This is a genomic window from Pseudomonas marvdashtae (assembly GCF_014268655.2).
In the GTDB taxonomy this organism is placed as follows: domain Bacteria; phylum Pseudomonadota; class Gammaproteobacteria; order Pseudomonadales; family Pseudomonadaceae; genus Aquipseudomonas; species Aquipseudomonas marvdashtae.
This window is the reverse complement of record NZ_JABWQX020000001.1, coordinates 697583-718851: the sequence shown is the minus strand read 5'-3', so window position 1 is coordinate 718851 and position 21269 is coordinate 697583. Positions and strand designations below refer to the sequence as shown.

The 21269-nt window shown below is 57.0% G+C and carries 14 protein-coding genes; 9 read left to right on the top strand and 5 right to left on the bottom strand.

What is annotated here, in order from left to right; translation table 11 throughout:
- Position 1: 1 nt before the first annotated feature.
- The gene (locus HU742_RS03365) at positions 2-1591 is read left to right on the top strand and encodes a dynamin family protein (RefSeq protein WP_053181880.1); all 1590 of its coding nucleotides are present in this window, start codon (positions 2-4) and stop codon (positions 1589-1591) included.
- A 335-nt stretch (positions 1592-1926) separates the two neighbouring features.
- Here the strand turns inward: HU742_RS03365 and HU742_RS03360 are convergent, their stop codons facing one another.
- Together HU742_RS03360 and HU742_RS03355 are read right to left on the bottom strand one after the other, a co-directional pair.
- A complete protein-coding gene (locus tag HU742_RS03360; protein WP_053181877.1) occupies positions 1927-2979 on the bottom strand; it encodes an ADP-ribosylglycohydrolase family protein in 1053 nt (350 codons plus the stop codon).
- 9 nt (positions 2980-2988) lie between these two features.
- Complete coding sequence (locus HU742_RS03355; protein WP_053181873.1) at positions 2989-3246, bottom strand: hypothetical protein; 258 nt, start codon at positions 3244-3246, stop codon at positions 2989-2991.
- A 120-nt stretch (positions 3247-3366) separates the two neighbouring features.
- Here HU742_RS03355 and HU742_RS03350 point away from each other — a divergent pair, with 120 nt between their 5' ends.
- Positions 3367-4242 carry a BrxR family helix-turn-helix transcriptional regulator gene (locus tag HU742_RS03350; RefSeq protein WP_053181870.1) on the top strand — a complete coding sequence of 292 codons (876 nt, stop codon included), beginning with the start codon at positions 3367-3369 and terminating at the stop codon, positions 4240-4242.
- On the opposite strand, the gene HU742_RS03345 is transcribed toward HU742_RS03350, so the two are convergent.
- From HU742_RS03345 to HU742_RS03335, 3 genes are all read right to left on the bottom strand, one after another.
- Entirely contained in the window at positions 4208-4813 is a 606-nt protein-coding gene (locus tag HU742_RS03345; protein WP_186639479.1) for an ankyrin repeat domain-containing protein, read from the bottom strand. The genes HU742_RS03350 and HU742_RS03345 overlap by 35 nt on opposite strands.
- Positions 4806-8174: a TM0106 family RecB-like putative nuclease gene (locus HU742_RS03340; RefSeq protein ID WP_186639477.1), complete on the bottom strand. Its 3369-nt coding sequence runs from the start codon at positions 8172-8174 to the stop codon at positions 4806-4808. The genes HU742_RS03345 and HU742_RS03340 overlap by 8 nt, the downstream gene beginning before the upstream one ends.
- Positions 8175-8237: 63 nt before the next feature.
- The gene (locus tag HU742_RS03335; RefSeq protein ID WP_186639475.1) at positions 8238-9695 is read right to left on the bottom strand and encodes a hypothetical protein; all 1458 of its coding nucleotides are present in this window, start codon (positions 9693-9695) and stop codon (positions 8238-8240) included.
- Positions 9696-10145: 450 nt separating this feature from the next.
- Between HU742_RS03335 and HU742_RS03330 the strand changes: the two genes are divergently transcribed.
- The 7 genes from HU742_RS03330 (at position 10146) to HU742_RS03300 (ending at position 21262) form a co-directional block, all read left to right on the top strand.
- Positions 10146-11162, top strand: coding sequence for a hypothetical protein (locus HU742_RS03330; RefSeq protein ID WP_225923547.1), 1017 nt, complete (start codon positions 10146-10148; stop codon positions 11160-11162).
- Between the two features lie 201 nt (positions 11163-11363).
- Positions 11364-14828: a type I restriction-modification system endonuclease gene (gene hsdR, locus HU742_RS03325; RefSeq protein WP_186639473.1), complete on the top strand. Its 3465-nt coding sequence runs from the start codon at positions 11364-11366 to the stop codon at positions 14826-14828.
- A 98-nt stretch (positions 14829-14926) separates the two neighbouring features.
- Positions 14927-16438: an RNA/DNA-binding domain-containing protein gene (locus HU742_RS03320; RefSeq protein WP_186643948.1), complete on the top strand. Its 1512-nt coding sequence runs from the start codon at positions 14927-14929 to the stop codon at positions 16436-16438.
- A gap of 66 nt (positions 16439-16504) precedes the next feature.
- Positions 16505-18049, top strand: coding sequence for a class I SAM-dependent DNA methyltransferase (locus HU742_RS03315; protein ID WP_186639469.1), 1545 nt, complete (start codon positions 16505-16507; stop codon positions 18047-18049).
- Positions 18042-19361 carry a restriction endonuclease subunit S gene (locus HU742_RS03310; protein WP_186639467.1) on the top strand — a complete coding sequence of 440 codons (1320 nt, stop codon included), beginning with the start codon at positions 18042-18044 and terminating at the stop codon, positions 19359-19361. The genes HU742_RS03315 and HU742_RS03310 overlap by 8 nt, the downstream gene beginning before the upstream one ends.
- Entirely contained in the window at positions 19358-20341 is a 984-nt protein-coding gene (locus HU742_RS03305) for a hypothetical protein (protein WP_186643950.1), read from the top strand. Before HU742_RS03310 ends, HU742_RS03305 begins: the two co-directional genes overlap by 4 nt.
- Positions 20342-20716: 375 nt before the next feature.
- A complete protein-coding gene (locus HU742_RS03300) occupies positions 20717-21262 on the top strand; it encodes a YniB family protein (protein ID WP_186643951.1) in 546 nt (181 codons plus the stop codon).
- Positions 21263-21269 lie beyond the last annotated feature (7 nt).

Below are 21269 nucleotides of genomic sequence, written 5' to 3'. Positions count from 1 at the left end.
AATGTCCCTTGATTTCAGCTTCTCCCTCGAAGAACTGGAGGCCGCCGAAGCCGAAACTGCCAACCCTTATCTGGCAGATTCGGCACTGGGCCTCCAACTTATCACCCGACTGATCGCCCAGCCTCAGGGCGTGATCCACAGCGAACATCGTCGGCAGTTACACCGTTTGCACCAGCTAATCCACCAGAGCTTCGTCAATCTCGCGGCACGCGACGACTATCCGGCCGAGGCACAAGCCTATCGCGAGTTGGTGGCGCTTGAGCAGTCGCTGGAGGACCTGGTTGCTTTCCCCGACCTGGCCAACAAGACAGTAATTGGTGTCGGCGGCGGCTTCAGTGCGGGCAAGTCACGCTTTCTCAACAGCCTGCTCTGTGTCGATGTGCTACCTGAATCGCTTGAGCCCACCACCGCGATTCCCAGTTACATCGTGCAGGGTGAGCGTGAGGAAATCATTGCGCTGAACAGCTTCACCCAGGAGGTCGCGCTGGATCGCAGCGCTCTGCAGGCAATCACCCATGCCTTCCAGAAGCATTACCAGGAAACGCTCGGCGTGGAGGTTGGTTTCGCTCATGTCCTGCGCCTGCTGATGATCCATTTGCCCGGCCTGTGGCAGCGCCTCGCATTCCTCGACACGCCCGGCTACAGCAAGGCCGACCGCAACGACGCGGAGCACAGCGATGCACGGATCGCCCAGCGCCAGCTCGCCGACGCCGACCATGTAATCTGGCTGCTCAGCGCCAAGAACGGATCGATCCGCCGCGATGACCTGGAGTTTCTGCGTACCCTCAACCATCCCAAACCGATCTTCTTCGTCGTCACCCAGGCGGATCTGGTTGGTCGTTCACGCATCCAGGCGATCCTCAACAGCACAGCGCAGGCACTCGACGACGCGGGCATCATAAGGGCCGGATTGATGGCTTGGGCTGCCCCACTGGGTGATCTCAATGGTCAGCACATTGCCGGCGATGACGCACGCGCCTGGCTGGATACGCTCAATAGCCAGCCCAAGCGCACCCAGAAGCGTTTGGCTTGCGCACGAGTGCTGGACGCTATCATCGCCCACAACAGTAATGCCGCGGCCAGCAACCGTGAGCTGCTGGCTGCCATGAACGAGCTCCTGCCCATCGCCGAGAATTTGGCTGAGAAACGACGTGCAACTGTAAAGCAGCAGATCGAACGCTTACGCAATGACCAGCGCCGACTCAACGAAATGGTCGGCGCCTTCGGTGAACTCAAGCAGGAAATGCTCGAAACGATAACCCGCATCGTCGGTGGTGTAGCCGAAGACGAAGAGGTACAACGCGGCCACGAACTGATCTACCGAATTCGCCGCTCATGGCTCAATCGTCCGCTAGTCATTGGCGAGCAGTTCGAGATTCGGGTGCTGGCGATCAAGCTCGATGTGAAAAAAATCATCGTGGAGTTCGGCAACGCGATTGCCACCACTGGCCTGAGCTTCAGCATGATCCGCGCGGGCCTTCGTATCGACCCGCAGGTGCTGATCAAGGGCAGTCTACTGCACGGTGAAGTTCGCCTTGTGGATGATGTGCATGTCACCCTGGCGATCCGCAATCCGCACGCAGCAACATGAGCGCTTCGCCAGCGACCTGAGAAGGTTGCAGGTGATGTCACACTCGACTGCAGCGCATGACATCACTACGCGTCATAACGAGCAATCAAAAGCGTCGTAGCCGCGCCAGCCATTCAGCCACTGTGCGATCGAAAACGTCCGCTGACCGATGGCTCAACGCCTCGCTACCGCATTTGGGGCAGCGAGCAAACCAATCACCGGGCCTCAATGCATCACTGCGGGGTGCTACAGTTTTTTTCCAACCACACTCATCACACACAAAAGTGAAAGGTCTGGGTTTGATTGGCATTGCGGCTCTCCTGAACATTTATCCATGGTCATTTCCTTCAGTACTTTCAGCAAGCGGGATACGCCTGCTCGATCTGCTGATCAAACTCTCCGCCATACCCACAGTATTCCTGCGGAATACGCTCCATATCCTCGGCAACTTGCACGATGACTTCACGTAACTCCAATGGCTCCAACCACCGAGCAGGAATCGCCGCAGCACCATACTGAGCACCCAACAAATGCCCGGCGATGAGCCCGGTGCTGTCGCTATCGCCACTGTGATTTACCGCCATGATCACGCCCTCTTCGAACGAAGGCGCTGCCAGGGCGCACCACAACCCAATAGCCAGCGTTTCTTCGGCGACCCACCCACCACCGAGTTCGCCTATCCGTTGAGGCGTCGGCTGATAGCCCTCGTAAAAGAAGAAAAGTACACGCTCAATGAGACTGCGTGTTTCTTCCATACCCGGCGTCTGCCCATATTTGGCCAGGCTCTGAGTAACCGCATGCTCCAGGCTGTCTTGCCGATCGACAATGCGCTGGAGAATATCGGCAAACAATCCGGCTGCCAGATAACCCGTAGGATGCCCGTGAGTCAGGCGCCCAGACTGGGCAGCGTAGTCAAAGGCGTTGGCAAAAAAGGCGCAGGGTGCAACGCGCATCAAGGCGCCACAGCCTTTGCTGTTGTTCTCGGCAACTGCGCCGAGCCGTGGACTGGCCTTGAGTGCACCCAGGCAAGTCATGCCAGGGGCGCGCCGAGACCAGAGCTGCGATTGCTGGATCAACCAGCCGTCCACATCGATCGGCATTGCCGCAGGGTAGTCCTGGGTCATCAGCCAGCGCAGCAATGCATGATGAATGATGCTCGGGACGTGGCACGCCCCTCGAGAGCTGCCGCCCACATAAGCCCGCAGCAAGCCTTCGGCGGTGAAAAGCATCATCTGCGTATCATCGGTGATGGCGCCTGTGATACCAAAAGCAGGCGCAAAATCAACGATACCTTGTGGACCGAACCTGGCTTCAATTGCAGACCACTCGAGAAACTCCACCGGGGCGCCCAGCGCATCACCGACGGCGCCGCCGAGCAGGCAACCCTTGATCCGTTCAAGTCTGTTCATGTCCTTTCCTCATCCCTCTGCCGGGATCAATTCCTGCAAAATCACCAGCTTTCTTTGCAACTGCTGAACGTGTTCTTTCTCGGCCCGCAACGCAGAACGCAGTTCGCGGTTTTCCACTTCCGAGATCCGCGCCCAGCGCGCATTTTTTTGGCAGCCCAGCGCCATATGCCAGAGATCACGCAATCTCAGACACTGATGCAGTAACACCAGCAGGATTGCCACCATCATCACCAACGCCGCTGTCGAAACCATTTCCGACATACTCATGTCCACTTCCTTCCGTGACTTCAATTCATCTCGAATGCCAGACACAAGATATGTAGTGAAACGCGACAGGTCTAGAATGTAGACTTATACAGGTAAAGTATTCGCGCACATGGAGAGGGTATGAAACGCAAGCAATCCGTCGAGCAGGTTCGCTGGGACCTGGCACTTCGCTATCGTTTGATCGAGACCGTTGCCTGGTGGGAGGGCCGGTTGACCACGGGACACCTGATCCAGAGCTTCGGCATCAGCCGCCAACAGGCGTCCAAGGACATCAACACGTACATCACGGAACATGCGCCTAAAAACCTTACATATGACAAAAAAATAAAAGGCTACGTCCCGAGCAAGACGTTCTCGCCGCTGTTTATCGACGACAGCGCCAGCGCTTATTTGCATCTGCTTTACCAGAACAACGAGCGCGCTCTGCACATTGATGGGCTCGCCCTGGCCTACGCCCATACCAAGGTCCTGGAAGTCCCGGATCGTCCGATTCGGCCGGAGGTTCTGCGTCCATTACTCAAGGCTTGCCGCGATGGTCTGCGCCTGGAAACCGAATACGTTTCGCTCAACACACCAAATGTGGAAATCCGCCTGATTGCCCCACACACGCTGGTCTACACCGGCATGCGCTGGCATGTGCGCGCGTATTGCGAGAAGAACCGCCAGTATCGCGACTTTGTACTCAGCCGCCTGCGCGGCGAGCCGGATCTGCTCGATGAGTCGCAGGACACCCGCGAGCTGGATGAGGAGTGGAACACCGAAGTGCCGATCATCTTCACCCCCGATGGCCGCTTGAACGCCGCTCAGCAAGCCATCATCGAAACCGACTTCGGCATGACGGATGGCCAACTGGTAGTCCCTAGTCGCAAGGCATTGGTCAAGTACGTATTGCGCCGCTATCAGGTCGACCCGAGAAACCAGGCAACCAACCCCGAGGCTCAGCAGATCGTGGTCAGCAACATCAAGGAACTGCGTCCGTGGCTCTTGCATGATTAAGCCCCATCTCTCGCCAGAGGCGCAGCGCACGCACACTGTTGTTGATCTCAGCGTCGAGTAGCGCTTGCGCCAGCGCTTGTTCGCCATGGAGCTGGGCAATATTTCGTGGGGTATTGCCCTCGCTGTTCTTCGCGTACAGATCAAGGCCATATTTGGCGTAATGGGTGATGAAATACCGGGCGGCCTTCAAGTGCCCATGGGTCAGCAGCAAATGCAGCGGCGTATTACCCAGTACGTCACGGTCGTTGAGACTGCCGCCGAGCTGGTGACGCGCGTGCAGTATTTTGACATTGCCGAATCGGGCCGGTTGGTGAATGTACTTGTCGTGGGGCATGAACGTGCCCAAACTGGGCCAATCGCGAAACTGCAGATCGCCAAGCGCACCCAGTGACTCAAGTGTGCCTGTCAGTTCCCGACGGCTCAGACGGTAGGCCATGTCCAGCGGTGTATCGCCGGCCAGATCACGTTGATTCATGCCCATTGGATCGAGCGGCGGACCAACATCGAGCAATACACAAAAGTGCCAGTCGTTAAGGCCAAGCTCGGCTCTGTCTTCCATGTGCTCAAGCATGGCTTTGTACCGCGCCGTGTCTGACGGCCATGCACAAGCCGTTTACCAGACTCATCTCTTGGGGTGTCACGCAACGGACAGCGGTGAGGTCCGGGCTGGCGACGATGCAGGCCAGGGATTTGGCGCGACTGACCGCCACGTTCAAGCGGTTCTTCGAGTACAGAAAACCGATGTCACGCGGCAAGTAGTTTTCGTTGGAGGTCGCCATCGATACGATGACAATCTCTGCTTCCTGCCCCTGAAATTTATCCACGGTACCCACCCGGGCACCTGCGGGAAGTGCCTGCTTGAGTACTTGAACCTGCAAGTTATACGGCGCCACGACCAGGATGTTTTCGAGACCTATCGCGTGCTCCTGACCTTCGCTGTCGATGAACCGTTGCTCTAGAAAGTAGGCGTAAAGCGCTTTGACCTGCGCGGCCTCCTCGTTCGAACTCTGGCTGTTGCCATCGTGCTGAACAGGGCAGAACATCAGACCGCTGGCAGGTATCTCCGGACGTTGGCCGTCCAGCAGCAAAACCTGCCGCTCGGTGCCGGGCGCCGAAGAGAGCTGCCCTTGGTAAACCGCCTGGGAAATGAACGAGCATACGTCCGGGTGCATTCGCCAGGTGGTTGCCAGGAACACGCCACGATCCGCCGCAATGGTCGGCGTGCCGTCCAGCAGGTAGTCGAGTATGGAGTCCCCGGAGCGCCCCGGGTGCACACCCTGCACCGGCTGCGACAGTTGCATCTGATCCCCCATCAGTACGATGTTGCGTGCCGCCATGCCCATTGCGACTAGGTTGGCCACACTCACCTGCCCGGCTTCGTCGATGAACAGGTAGTCCAGTTGCTCGGTAAACGCATCGTTCGCCAGTATCCAGACCGTGCCGGCCGTCAAGGCAATAGAAGGCACGCATGCGGCGAGAAATGCCTTCTTGTTTTCGATGGAGCGAATGCAGCGGCCTTCGAACTCATTGCCCTCCCCGTCCGCAGACTTTTTCAAGCCGCTGAACGTGACGCCCTCTTCCAGCGCTTGCGCTTCCACCGCTGCCAGCAGGTTATTGATGGCGTGGTGCGAGTTGGACGTGACGCCGATGCGCTTACCCGCCTTGAGCAAATCGACAATGACGTGCGAGCCGGTGTAAGTCTTGCCGGTGCCCGGCGGGCCCTGAATAAACAGCACGCACTGGTCGAGATTGCGCACCACTTGCTTGATGGCGTCCAACGGTGGCAGGCCTGGGTCGAGCAGCGGCGCCCCCGGCTCCACGCCATTCACCCGTGGAGCACGTCGATGCAGGAAGTCGGTCACTGCCTGGAAACGCTTGCCGCCGGCCAGCACGCTGTTGGCATAACGCAACAACGCGTCACGCAGAGCGTCCGTCGGGATTGGCCGGTCGGGAATCATGTCGAAATATTCGGGTGGCGCTTTTTCCTCGGTCGCCTTGAAGGTCGCCAGCCCCAGGTCGAAGTCCAGGTGATGCAATTCGATGCTGGCCTGGGTCTCGGCGACAAGGCCTTTAGAGCCTGTCCGCAACTTGGTTTCCTGCGGCTCGAAACGGTATTCGTACAAGAACGACCGCTTGATCGGTTCACGCGGTGTCGACGTGCGCTGCAACCCCGCGAGGCTTTCGATATCTTCCAAAAGCTCCTCGGTGGTCATGTCCCGGCGACTGAACATTTGCCACCAGATAGGCTTGTCGGCACGACGATGGAAGTCGAGCAGTTGGAAGGTCAGCACGCGTACCGGGTCTTCGGCGTGCGGTCCATCGAGCAGACGCTGGCGATAGCTCTCCAGTCGAATCTCCACGTCGGTGGGTTCGGTGCCCGAGGTCACGGTGACGGGCTCAGGTACGCAAAACCCGCCAGCACCTGCCGGTTTGATGCCCAGCAGCCAGTCACGCAGGAGAAAAGTGGATTTCACGTCGTCTTCGTTGTAACGCTCGATCTGCTCAAGCAATGCCGAGTCGCCGGTTTCTTTCCACTGCTCATAAAACACAATGCTGGCGCCAGCATTGGTCACATCGCCCTCGCGCTGAGCCATGTAAAAGTGCTCGATGTTCTTGATCGAATAACTGGGCTCCGACACCCGAATCGCTTCACGCACCATCTTGTAAAGATCGATCAGTTTGCCGTTGCGCAGCAGCCCGTCTACCTGGGCTTCGCGAGTGCCGTGCTGGCTCATCAGACGCTTGATCGCGGTCTCTTCATAGCTGGCGTAGTGGTAGATGTGCGCGTCGGGGTAACGCTTGAGATGGGCGGTCACCCAGTCGATGAATTGCTCGAAAGCGATTCGTTCCTCAGCACGGCTATGCGCCCAGAAGGCTTTGAACGTTTGCTTGCCGCCCTCGTTGATGTAGAGCCCAAACAAGTACTCAAGGCCGCCCTCTTCGAGCGGATTGCCTTCCATGTCAAAGAACAGATCGCCCTCGACCGCTGGCGGCATCCGGTTGAAACCACGGTGCGCGCCGGCGGGTGGCAGCAGCTCGAACAACGGGCGATCACTGGCGCGCCCCTGCAGCTGCATACGCGCCTGATGACGCAACTTGCTCAACGACTCCCCCTGCAGGTTGGCGACACGCAGAGTGTCCGGACTTTGGGCCAACTGGCGCAGCGTCGTGACGCCAGCGTTGTGCAGTTTATTGATCTGCGAGCGGCTGATACCCGCGACGGCCGAGAGGTGATCGTCCTGCTGGCGTTGCTCGTCACAGCGCTCGCGCCAACCACAAAACCCGCAATGCCCACAGGGATCAGGGTAAGTGGCGGGCGGCTCGGCAAGACTTGTGAAAGCGTTGAAGCGCTGCAACACATGTTCCAGATAGTCGGCGTAGTCCGCCACGCGAAAGGCCTGCTCCGTACACGCCGCATCACCGAGCACCACATACATGTAATGCGGCTGCACGCCTTGGATCGGCACCAACAGGCGCGAATACAGCGCGGTCTGTACCAGAAACTTGGCCTTGGCGGTTTTCGCCAGCTTGGTGTCGATCACTTCATAGCTGTGCTCACCCAGAGCCGATGGCATCGGCACTTTACGCAGAAAGTCAGCATGGCCAATCAAGGGGCCGTCCTGCAGCGATGCCTGGAAAATGATGTCTGCACCCGCTTGCATGGCCAGAATCGTCAGCTCGACGCGGCGGGCAAAACTCGGGGCACCTTCGGCGATGTCGACCACATTGGCATATTGGCTCTTGAGGCGATCGAAATAAGCCGCCTCGTGGGCCAGACCCTTATCCTGGATCAAGCGGTTCTGTTCACTCGATGGCGCTTTTTCCATCGGCTTGACCAGGTGCGCAAGATCCAGCGTCGTGAGGTGCTGACACTCAAGAAAACCGCAGAGGTCCGAGGCGGAATAAAGACGTGTGCCATTGCGCATTTGCATGGGCGAGACTGATCCTGTGAAGTGCCCGGGACCGCTGCACGGTAAGCGAAGCTAATGTGAGGCTCAGGCCTCCAGCGAACACTCGCCAAAGAACAGCTCGAAAAGCGGCGTTGGCAAATGCTCGGCATCGAGCAGCCCAAAGTGCTTGCCGACATTGCGACCCAAAGCCATGAGCGTATTGGCGGTATTGGGAGTACCTGCGTAGCCGGCGGCCAGAATGGATTCGACACGCGCCTCGCCCGTCGTCTCTCGCTGGTACACCCGTCCAGTGATCAATACATCTACCAGGCACACGTTGACCCGCTCGTCCCCCAGGGTGAAGGGCTCCAGCACCTCGCTGGACAAGGCCGCAAGCAACCCGTCTTCCCCCCCGTTGACGATCCGCGTGAGCTCTTCAAGTGAACGGTTGAACAAGTCGAACTCCTGCATGGAAAACGCAAAACAGTTGCCTTGCGCGGTCGAGCGGGAAACAGCACGGTTCGCTACCTGCCAGTCGACGAAGGAAGTCTTATCCGGCTGCCCACCGTCGCGGCGGAATTCCAGATAATCCGCGATCACCCGATTGAACGTATTCCCCGTCGGCACCCAACCCGTGCTCTCGCGATCGGGTTTGTCCTCATCCTCCAGGAGCGCGGCAGTTTTAAGTGCCCCGCCAAAGCAGCGCAGGTCATAACCGAGCATGAACAGACTGGCTTCGAACGCATGGCACCGTGCAGGCAGCGTGCCTTGGTCAGCGAACCAGTCTGTACGCTCGAGCAGGGCACGGATGATCCACCCCAGGCGCACTTGGCAGCGAGCCCATGCCTCATAGCGAATCGAAGAAAACTGCGGCGCCGCCAAGCCGTTGGTGAACGCTCCGGGATTGCGGATCTGGCTGCCGCGCGCACCACCGGACGGGAACGACAACAGCGGTTTTCCCCCACCCGTCCACTGCTCACGAAACAACGAATAAAACATGCCCATGGCAGCACCGACGCGGCTGTCATAAATCGGCGAACCCGACACATCGAGCAGTGCGTGAATCTTGGTCAGGCCCGCATCGAAACGCTCAACGCTGTTCGCGTCAAGCTCATCCAGGTCATTGTCGCCATCCAGCGTCATGAGCCCGACCATCTTTTGCAGATAAGCTGACAACTCACCCTTGGCGGCCAGACGATGCAAAAACGGGATGGCACCGCGCACGCCGCCCCAGCGAAGAATCTGCAAACACGCCTGCAGCGCTTGCGGCTCATCACCGCGCTCAACTGCACTCTTGAGCCACTCGCGAAGCTGGCCGAGAGAACGTTGCGTTTGCGCCCAGGTTTGCGAGCCCACCGATGTCTGATTGCTGTCCAGCCAGCTGGCCTTCCAACGATAGTGCGCCAGCACCTGCTCGAAACCGCGAACATCCTCCTGCAAACCGCCCGGTACAAATTTGCTGGATTTGAAACGAAGCTTGAACGTCAGGGCTGGCAAATTCGTCGCCAGCCATTCAACAAAAGCCTCGACTTCAGGTTGGAGCAAAAACTGTTCACGCTTCATGCCGGCTGCCTTGCAGGTAATATCGAATGGCCATACCCTAAGCAAAAGCAGCCGCTCCGTCCATGTTGTCTGTTCATACAGGTAAACAATCGGAGCAGGTTATGAGGCTCTGGATAGGGGGTTTGTTGCCGAGGCCAGTGTTTAACGCTAATTGCGTAAAGTTTTCAGGCGTTTTCTCATCTTTCTGCTCCCCCGCATAAACTTCGTCTCCATCGGCCATAAGCCACTTAGAGCCGGTCGATGCTGCCACCCTGCTCAGCACGATTGGGCCAACTCAGCACTCTGAACCAATCAGTGGTGACAGCCGCTACCGCACCCGCTACTAACCAAATCGAAAGGCGCGTCAGCATGCAGGTTGCTGCATTTGCGTAATGAGACGTAAAGTCCGCCAACCTCTTTCCCTCGGCAATGTGGAGGGCACTCACAGACTTGTGCTAAGGACGAAAAAACATGAGCGAATCCGCCTTTCTCAGATACAAGGACGTGCTCGTCAACGACTACAGTGCCTCCGCGAAATGTTTACGATCGATCGTGCTGTCGATGCGTGACCGCGACAGGTATGTGGTGACTGCTGATGATCTAGGGCAACTTAGTTCAGAGCATTTTGATGCGGTACAAGCCCTTCTGAGCGCTTACAAGATAGGGTTGGACAAAGACCCTGAAGCCGGGGCTGTGCTTCGTGAGGTTGAGCAACGCTGGCCGGATTACAGGCAAGTACCCTACGGGCTTTACCCGTTCCCAGACCCCGAAACAGTTTTCGTGCCCGAACAGGCGGAGCTCATCGAACACTTGCAACCGTTTTTCGGCATCGACCTCAGTGTGGTTAATCCCGAGTGGTCCGGGTATCTGACCATGCTGGGGCCAATGGAACCGACAGAACACCAATTTGTGGGTCAAGCGACCGAAGAGACCTCGTGGCATTCTCCGCTCTTGCATACCAATTGGATTGGTTTCAAGGTCGAGGAAGGGCGGTATCGCCTGATGGGCGACCCGCGCTATTTCTTCCTCCATGCGGATAACCAACATTTGGCCGACCCTTATGTGGAGGCGCGCGCGAGTCTGCTCGAGATGTACGCGGATCAGAAAGCTGCGTATGAAGCGGCCAAGAAGCTTTATCAGAACTCGGGGCGCCTGTTCTCCCCATCAGCGTTAGCCGAAAACATCCCCTTGTATGACGTTGAGCGGATGACGTTTGTCGAGCAGATCGGCGGTGTAGCAGACTACTTGAAGTTTCCGATTTCCGGTCTTTCGCTGAGTTATGTGGAAAACGAGGAGCACGGAGTAACAACAGGATACCCGCGCAGCCCCGCTGGCCATCTGTTTCATCACGTGGCGAGCGTGCCCGCCCATCATTATCAGAGTTGGGGTGCGGATCTGATAATGATGTTTTATGAGCCGGTGGAGCAGTTGGTGCTGTTTACGTTTTATTGGGAGGCTCGCGAGGATGAAGGGTACGCCGGATATTAGCTCTGCCAAATGATTGACGTTCTGTGACGGTTATCGACGTAGCTGCATAAAATGTAAAGGTGCCCTGCCACCACGCGGGGCTGTTTTTTGTAAGCGTTCGTACAGCACACACTGTTATTCACGCGCCACGCTTCGCATGGCATTATGCCCTCATTGCGTCGGCACTCTCGGGATGACCGGTGACTCACTCAAGGATGGAACATGGCAGAGAGCAGCAACTTCGCCTTCTTCAAAGAACACGATTCGGTCTTTTTCCAACTTGCCAATACGGCCGAGCGAGTTTTTTCCAGTGACCCCAACACGACGCTGATCAAACTGCGTCAATTGGGCGAAGCGCTCGCCCAGGATCTGGCGGTAAGAGCAGGCATTGAGTTCGATGCCACCACGTCCCAAGCTGACCTGCTGTACCGCCTGAGTCGTGAAATCAAGCTCGACGGTAACATCCGTAACCTGTTCCATACGCTGCGAGTCGAAGGCAACAAAGCTACCCACGAATTCCGCACCCTGCATCGTGAAGCACTGGATGGGCTGAAGGTCGCCCGCGCCTTGGCGATCTGGTACCACCAGTCATTCGGCAAGGGCGGCAGCGCCTTCAAGCCTGGGCCTTTCATGGTTCCGGTCGATCCGAGTGAGCCTCTGCGTGAGCTGCAGGGGCAGATCGAAAAACTTCGTGCAGAGCTGGGCGACAGTCGTCAGCAACTGGAGAACAACCACCAGTTAGCAGAGCTATTGGCGCAAGAAAAGCAAGAGCAAGCCAGTCTCGCCGGACAGATGAACGAGGAAGCGCGTATCTACGAGCAGATTGCTCTGGAGCGCGAGGCAGAGCTATCCAAGGCCCGAGCCGATTTTGAAGCGCGGCTCAAAGTGCTGCAGCAACAACTTGAGGATCAGCCCCAAGCTGTCCAGCAGGTGACGCGCAAGACTCAGCAGGCCAGCAGCCAGTTCGATCCTAACGAAGACCTCACCCGTATCCTCATCGATCAACAGTTGAACGATGCGGGTTGGGAGGCCGATTCGCTCGACCTTACCTACAGCAACGGCGCTCGGCCCGAGAAGGGCAAAAACAAGGCCATCGCCGAATGGCCAACCAGCAAGGCGAAAGAGAACGCTGATTACGTGCTGTTTGCCGGCCTCATGCCTGTCGCCATCGTCGAAGCCAAACGCAAGCGCGTCAACATAGCCGACCGCATTCCCCAAGCCGAGCGCTATTCACGCCAGTTGATCGTTACTAACGATCTGCAACCGGCCGGGAAGAGCGTGGGGTGGGCCGACGGCCAGGGCAGCCATTTCAAGGTCCCGTTCGCCTTTGCCTGCAATGGTCGCCCCTTCATTAAGCAACTCGCCGAGCTGTCCGGCATCTGGTTTCGCGACTTGCGCAGCCCGGCCAATCTGCGCCGGCCGTTGCAGGACTTCCACACACCAGACGGCCTACTCGACCTGCTCAAACGCAGCCGTGAGGACGCCGAGGCGAAACTACAGCAGGAAGGCTTCGCCTATCTCAAGCTACGTGACTATCAGGAAAACGCCATCCGCGCCGTCGAACAGGCCCTAGCCGCCGATCGCCGCAACTGTCTGCTGGCCATGGCGACCGGAACCGGCAAAACGCGCACTATCATTGGCTTGATGTACCGCCTGCTGAAGGCCGAGCGCTTTCGCCGTATTCTTTTCCTGGTCGATCGCAGCGCCTTGGGGGAACAGGCCATCGAAGCCTTCAATGAGGCGACGCTGGAACAGAACCACACGCTGGCGCAGATCTACGACGTCAAAGAACTAGGTGACATGGCTGCCGAAGCTGAAACACGGGTTCAGGTCGCCACTGTGCAGGCCATGGTCAAGCGCATCTTCCAGTCGGACACTCCGCCGCCCATCGATGCCTTCGACTGCATCATCGTCGACGAAGCCCACCGCGGTTACACCCTTGATCAGGAAATGACTGAAGGCGAGCTGGCAGTGCGCGACTTCAACCAGTATCTATCGCAGTATCGTCGCGTGCTCGACTATTTCGACGCCTGCCGCGTCGGGCTCACCGCTACGCCAGCCAAGCACACCAGCGAAGTCTTCGGGGCTCCGATATACACCTACAGCTACCGGGAGGCCGTGGCTGACGACTGGCTGATCGATCACGAACCTCCAATCCGCTATCAGACCCTGCTGAGCCAAAACGGCATCCACTTTGCCAAGGGCGAGAGCGTCAGCGTCATCGATACGAGTACCGGCGAAGTGGATGTCGCCGAGCTTGAGGACGAACTCGACTTCGAAATCGAGTCCTTCAATCGTCGCGTGATTACGCCCGGTTTCGACAAGGTCATCTGCGAGCAACTGGCACAAGAGCTCGACCCGTCGGGCGATGAAAAAACGATGATCTTTTGCGTTAACCAAGCCCATGCCGAGCGAGTCAAAAACCTTCTCGACGAAGCCTTCAAGGACGTTCACGGCGAGGATTACAACCAGGCAGCTGTACAGATCATCACCGGGCAAAGTGACAAGGTCAAACAACTGATCCGCCAGTACAAGAACGAGCGGTACCCGAGCATTGCCATCACGGTCGACCTGTTGACCACCGGTATCGACGTACCGCGCATTTGCCACTTGGTGTTCATGCGCCGGGTGCGTTCGCGCATTCTCTACGAACAGATGAAGGGCCGGGCGACTCGCCGCTGCGATGAAATCGGCAAGACGGTATTCAAAATCTACGATCCGGTTGATCTGTACGCTGCCCTCGAGCCAGTAGATACAATGAAACCGCTAGTGAAAGACCCAAACATCAGCCTCGAACAGCTGGTCAGCGAGCTAACCAACCCAGCCAGCCTCGATGCTCCTGGTAACCAGCCAGACACTAGCCACGCCCACGACGTCCTGGACCAGTTGAGCCAGCGGGTCATGCGCATCCTGCGCAAGGCCAGCCATAAGGCCGAGCAAAAGCCAACCCTAAAGGCCAAGCTCGCAGAACTGGAGAACACCTGGGGCGTAGCCCCGGACAAACTGCATCAGCACCTGCACCAGCTCGGCCCACAGCAAGCTGCCCAGTTCATCCAACAGCATGCCCAACTGCTCGATCAGCTCGCCACGGTTAATGCCCTGCTGGGATCGCTGAACTACCCGGTGATCGCCACTCACACGGACGAACTGATGGTCCGTGAGCAGAACTACGGCGATTACCAAAAGCCCGCAGACTATCTGGAAAGCTTCAACGACTTCATTAAGAATCAGTTGAACCAGTCAGTGGCCCTCGGCGTAGTGGTCAGCCGTCCGCAAGACCTGACTCGTGAACAATTGCGCGAAGTGCGCCTGCTGCTCGACGGGCATGGCTACAGTGAGGTGAACCTGCAAAGCGCCTGGCGCAACCAGACCAACCAGGAAATCGCTGCCAGTATCGTGGGCTTCATCCGCCGCGCCGCCCTCGGAGAGGCTTTGCTACCATTCGAACAGCGCGTAACCAAGGCGATGGAGACGATTTATATACTGCAGCCTTGGACTCAAATTCAGCGTAAGTGGCTTGACCGCCTGGCCAAGCAACTGGTGCACGAGGTCGTTATTGACAAGAAGCAGATTGGTGAGGCGTTCAAGAGCGATGGCGGCAGCACGCGGCTGGACAAGATGCTCGGCGGCAACCTGGGCGTGGTACTGGACGCCCTGAATGACAACCTGTGGGCACAGACGGGATGAGGCCGATCCTGAACGCTGGGTTGGCCACCGTACTCGTTCATGAGGGATAATGCCCTCCTATTGCACGAGCTATCGACTGCAACACCTAGAGACGCTTAATGACCCTTGCCGAGCTTCATCAGATCCTTGACCGTGGTGAGGACAGCCGCCATCAGTTCAAGCGCGATTTCAGTAATATCGATGCCTTGGCAGCCGAGTTGGTGGCGTTCGCCAATACGTCCGGTGGCTACTTGCTAATTGGCGTAGACGACTCCGGCGCGGTGAGCGGGTTGAGTAGCGCCGACATTTCGCGACTCAATCAGCTGCTCTCCAACGCGGCCTCACAGAATGTCCGTCCGGCGATCAATCCATTGTCCAGCAACTTTCAGACCGAGCACGGGCTGGTCATGGTGGTGACAGTCGAACAAGGGCTGAATAAACCCTATGTCGACAACCAGGGTCGCATCTGGGTAAAGAACTGCGCCGACAAGCGTCGGGTCACGGCCCGTGAAGAACTGCAGCGTTTGTTCCAGCAGGCCGGGCTGGTGTGCGCCGATGCGGTACCGGTCGCGGGCAGCAGCGTGGCGGATATCGACGCCAAAGCGCTGGGCGAGTACTTCCAAAGACGCTTTCGGCAGAGCCCCGAACAGACAGGTTTGGAAACCACCCGCATCCTGGAAAATCTTGGCCTCGCCAGTGGCGACACACCCAATTTGGCCGGCTTGCTGCTATTCGGCCAAGCGCCACAACGCCTGTGCCCGGCGTTCGATATCAAAGCCGTGGCGTTTCCGGGCACGGTTCTGCATGACCGCCACTATCTAGACAGCGAAGACATCGACGGCAATCTGCAGGAACAGTACCGACGCAGCCTTGCCTTCATAAAGCGCAACCTACACCACGTGCAGCGCCAGCAGGGCTTCAATACCCTCGGCCAGCTGGAAGTGCCGGAGGAGGTGTTTGAAGAACTTCTGGTCAATGCCCTGATCCACCGCGACTACTTTGTCAGCGCCTCCATCCGGATCATGATCTTCGCCGATCGCATCGAACTGATCAGCCCTGGGCACCTGCCTGACGTGCTCGACACCGAGAAAATTCGATTCGGCATGTCCAACCGTCGTAACCCGACGCTCACCTCCCATGCTGTGCACATTCTGCCCTATCGCGGTCTGGGCACCGGCATCCCGCGCGCTATCGATGCTTGGCCAATGATCCGGCTGGAGGACGACCGGCAGAGTAATCAGTTCAAGGTGGTGATTCAGCGCGCCGTTGAAAAAGGGCCTCTTTCGGGCCCAAGTGGGGACCAAGTAGGGACTAAGTCGGGACCAAGTAGGGACCAAGTAGGGACTGAGTCCGCTGTCGAAGAAGAACAAGCCGAAACTCGCCTGTCTTTGCAGCAAGAGCAGATAACGCTGCTGTGCAAGATGACAGGCGATCACACTGCGCCAGAGCTAATGACCTTCGTCGGGCGCAGCAACCGCAGCAAGTTCCGCAAGCAGGTTTTGACCCCACTACTGACGCTTGGCGTGGTCGAGATGACCATTCCAGACAAGCCCAACAGCAGCAAGCAACGCTATCGCCTGACTGTAGCCGGCCAAGCGCTAAAGGCCGAACAACGTTCCTCAGACGACTGAGCCCAGACAACCACTTCTTTGCGCTAGCGCGATCTGGCGCTTTAAACACTTCGCCACAGGTACCCCATGACTAACTCCGATATCGTCCAGAAACTCTGGAACCTCTGCGACGTTCTGCGCGACGATGGCATCAACTACAGCGACTACGTCACCGAGCTCGTGCTTCTGCTGTTCATCAAGATGGAATACGAACAAGTGCAGAACAACGACAGCTTCGGCCACAAGCTGCCCGAAGGCGCGCGCTGGCCAGACCTGGCTGGCAAGTCCGGCGTTAACCTGCTAGATCACTACCGGCAGATGCTGCTGGACCTTGGCAAAAACCGGGACCCGCTGATTGCCGCCATCTACGCCGACGCTCAGACTCGCCTCAAAGAACCGCGCCACCTCGAGCAACTGATCAAGAGCCTCGACGGCATCGACTGGTTCAGCGCCCGCCAAGACGGCCTCGGCGATCTTTATGAAGGCCTGCTGGAAAAGAACGCCAGCGAAACCAAATCTGGCGCCGGCCAGTACTTCACCCCGCGACCGCTGATCGACAGCATCATCCGCTGCATCAAGCCGCAGCCGGGCGAGACCATCCAAGACCCGGCCGCCGGCACTGCGGGCTTTTTGATCGCTGCTGACGCCTATATCAAAAGCCAAACCGACGATCACTACGACCTAGACGCCAAAGCCCAGGCATTCCAACGCAATCGCGCCTTTGTTGGCGTAGAACTGGTGCCCAGCACTCGCCGCCTGGCACTAATGAACACCTTGCTGCATGGCATGGAAGGCGACGAGGAAGGTGTGGTGCACCTGGGCAACGCCCTAGGTCAGACCGGGGCCAACTTACCCAAAGTAGATGTCATCCTCTCTAACCCACCATTCGGCACGGCCAAGGGTGGCGGTGGCCCGACTCGTGATGACCTCACCTACCGCACCAGTAACAAGCAGTTGGCCTTTCTTCAGCACATCTACCGCGGCCTCAAGCCCGGTGGCCGCGCCGCTGTAGTGCTGCCGGATAACGTGCTGTTCGAAGCCGGCGTTGGCACCGACGTGCGTCGCGACCTGATGGACAAGTGCAACCTGCACACGATCCTGCGTCTGCCTACCGGTATTTTCTATGCTCAGGGTGTGAAGACCAACGTGCTGTTTTTCCAGAAGGGCACCGTGGAAAATCCGCGTCAGGAGGAAGGCTGCACCAAACGTGTTTGGATCTATGACCTGCGTAGCAATATGCCTAGCTTTGGCAAGCGTACCCCTTTCGGCGCCACTCACCTCAAACCGTTCGAAGATGCCTATGGCGACACACCCGACGGCGAAAGCCCACGATCCGAGAACGTCGAAGGTATCGGTGAAAACAGCCGCTTCCGCTGCTTTACCCGCAATTACATCCGCAACGAGCGGAGTGAATCGCTGGATATCAGTTGGCTAAAGGACGACAGCAGCCTGGATGCTGCCGATCTGCCCGCTCCAGAAGTACTGGCCGGTGAGGCAATGGCTGAACTGACCGAGGCGCTGCATGAGCTGGAAGAGCTGATGAAGGCACTGGGGGCGGGGGATGAAGTGATGGCGCAGAAGCAGTTGATGGCTGAGGTGATGGGGTTGGAAGTGAGAGCTGAAGATGAGTAAGTTACCAGCCGGGTGGGCCACTTGCAGACTCGCCGATATAGGACATATCGTTACAGGCAAAACCCCTAGCACGAAGGAGCCAGCCTTTTACGGAGGAAGCATTCCCTTCATCAAGCCGGGCGATCTCGATCATTCAGGTCCAATAGTCAGGACAGAAACAAGTCTAACGAATGCTGGCGCTGCAGAGGTTCCCGTTCTGCCACCGCAAAGCATCGTAGTGACTTGCATTGGAAACCTAGGGAAAGTCGGTCTAACCACAACAACATCCGCCACAAATCAACAAATCAACGCGCTGATTCCTGACACTGGCATAGACCCGAGCTTCGTATTTCATTACTGCAAGACGCTAAGGCCGTGGCTGGAAGCTCAATCTTCTGCCACAACGATCTCCATCGTAAACAAAAGCATTTTTTCTAAAGCGCCTATTCCGCTGCCGCCCGCCGCCGAACAAATCCGAATCGCCGCCAAGCTCGATGAACTGCTGGCCCAGGTCGACATCCTTAAAGCCCGCATCGACGCCATCCCCACCCTGCTCAAACGCTTTCGCCAATCCGTCCTCGCCGCCGCCTTTTCCGGACGATTGACAGAGGAGTGGCGTGGGTACACCCAAAACAACTCGACTCACGGCTGGGCTCAGACAACGGTAGGCAATCTTTGTAAGCTAAAAAGCGGGATAGCTATATCCGCTGAATATGAAAAGACGACTGGAGATTTTAAATACTTTAAAGTTGGGGAGATGAATCTTAAGGGCAATGAGTTTCACCTCCAACACACGGATCGATATCTAGCCAAAGGCGATGCCCCGGAAAAGTCCTTAATGCCAAGTGGAAGTATTTTGTTCCCAAAGCGAGGCGGGGCAATCGCTACAAACAAAAAAAGAATTTTGAAGGAACCTTCATTTGTTGACCTAAACATCATGGGAATTATTACCCCCGTCGATGTCGAGATCATGTATGTTTATCGCTGGTTCGAAACGATTGACCTAGCCAAACTTAACACTGGTTCCACAATCCCTCAAATCAACAATACCGACATTGCCCCGCTTGAAATTCCGCTCCCCCCTTCAGCAGAGCAAAGCGAAATCGTCCGCCGCGTCGAACAACTCTTCACCTACGCCGACCAGTTGGAATCCAAAGTCACCTCGGCCAAAAGCCGGATCGACCACCTGACCCAAAGCATCCTGGTCAAAGCCTTCCGTGGCGAACTGGTGCCCCAAGACCCGAATGACGAACCGGCCAGCGCTCTGCTGGAGCGCATCCAAGCCCAACGCGCCGCCGCGCCCAAGGTCAAGCGAGGAAGAAAGAGCACATGAAGCGGGTGTTCATTGCCAATTTCGGTCGTGAAAACTACGAGTGGCCCAACTGCCTTCGTCGCTCGACGGTTGCAACCATGAACGCCGAAAAAACCCATCGCTTCTGGGCTGCAGGCGACCGTGAAGGCTTCATCGAGACCACACTGAAATATGAGAAAACCGCTCGATGCATGGTTCCCACACCGGGGGTGGCATCACGCTGGTTCAACTTGATGTCCATTATCGCGCAAACATCCGGCGATATCTGGATTCACCGCGAGAAAAACGATTTGTGGTGGACCGAGTCGCTACCTGATGCACCAGCCTTTGAACTTGGCGAAGACTCTAGCAGCAAGCCTTCCAAGCCTATCTACGTATGCCATAAGCCCTGCAAACCCTGGGCAAAAGTCAACTTGATCGGTAGTCGGTTGGAATGGAGCGCGTTGCATCCGAAGGCATGGGACTTTCTTTCAACCGAGGCTACCTTTCAGCAGCTGTCCCCCGATTATGCGGAGTACGCCTTGGCGCTAGTCCACGGGAATGACCTGAACCCATGGCATGAACGCCGAGAGTGGCGAGAAAAAACGGCTGTGCGTAAAGCGGGCCTTGTGACCTCGTTTAGTAACCTAAAAGTTGCTGCATATCGGATGGCACGCACCGCGTGGGGAACAACACAACATTCAAACGGCCAAGAAGAACTCCGCTGGTCCAAGAACAAAGATTTCAGCTTCCCAAACGAAGAAGAACTACAGCTCTACATTGAAGAGCTGTACCACATGCAAGAAGGCTTATGCGCGCTTACCGGCATACCGATGCAGCTGGATCGGGCGCAGGACGATGACGAACAGCTGTGCTCTCTCGACCGAATCGACAGCGATGGCCACTATGCCCCCGGCAACCTGCTGATCGTCTGCCGCTTTGCCAACCGTTGGAAAAGCCACAGCAATAACGCTAATTTCATGCGGTTGATCAACCTGATCAAAAGCAACGCCAACCTCTAAGCCTTATCTCGCAAAAATTGCAATGGATCTTCACTCATTTTGAAACCCATTCTCGGTGCCCTGAAATGGCTGCTGCTGGTCATGCTGCCGGTGGGAATGCTCAAATTATCCTCGACCAATGACCATCTCTTCACGAAAAAATACATTTTGAGTGGTTTAATACTAGGCTAGCAGCAGTATTCCTAGAGGTATTCCAAGACCAAACCTAAAATATAAAAAAACATTAAAATCATAAGATTATGGGATCATTTCAGATTACCCCGGCCCACCAACACCAAGCCCCTGAAATCCAAAAAATTTCAGGGGTTTTTCTTTGGCGTCGAGAAAACTCGATGCGACGCAGCGTGACACGGATCATCCAAGGAAGAATTCTGCATGAATATCAGGGAAGCCCAGAGGAAAGCCTCGTTGAAAATGTTGCTGGGAGCAGGGATCGCCATCCTCAGTCTCATCAGCACGGTCATCTCTACACTGCTTATGTTTTCATCGAAACTCGATGACGGCAGTGCCATCGGCAGCGCGATTGCCTATCAGCTCAAACGGTTCGCCTACTTTTGCTACGAACACACCGGCGGCCTCCATTGGCTTTGGGACCTGGCGCCGATTCCCGACCCCTACTGGCTTACATCCCCCAGCAACTTCTGGTTCATCGCTGTCTATCTGGGAATCTTCGTCGGTTCGGCGCTTTTCTCCTCCGGCGCGGCATCAAAAGCCAGGATCCGCAGAATCAACAGGGAGATCGAAGACCAGCTCATCAAAGAATCCATCGCCGGCACCCGATCACGCACCCGAGCCCAGATCGAACAGTCCGTGGACATTCCCGGCAGCAGCATCTGGAAGCAGTGGCATGAGCTTTACCTTGCGCCACTGGTCACGACGATAGTCGGAGCCTTGATACTCAAATTTGTATTTGGCGTTTGATCCTCCC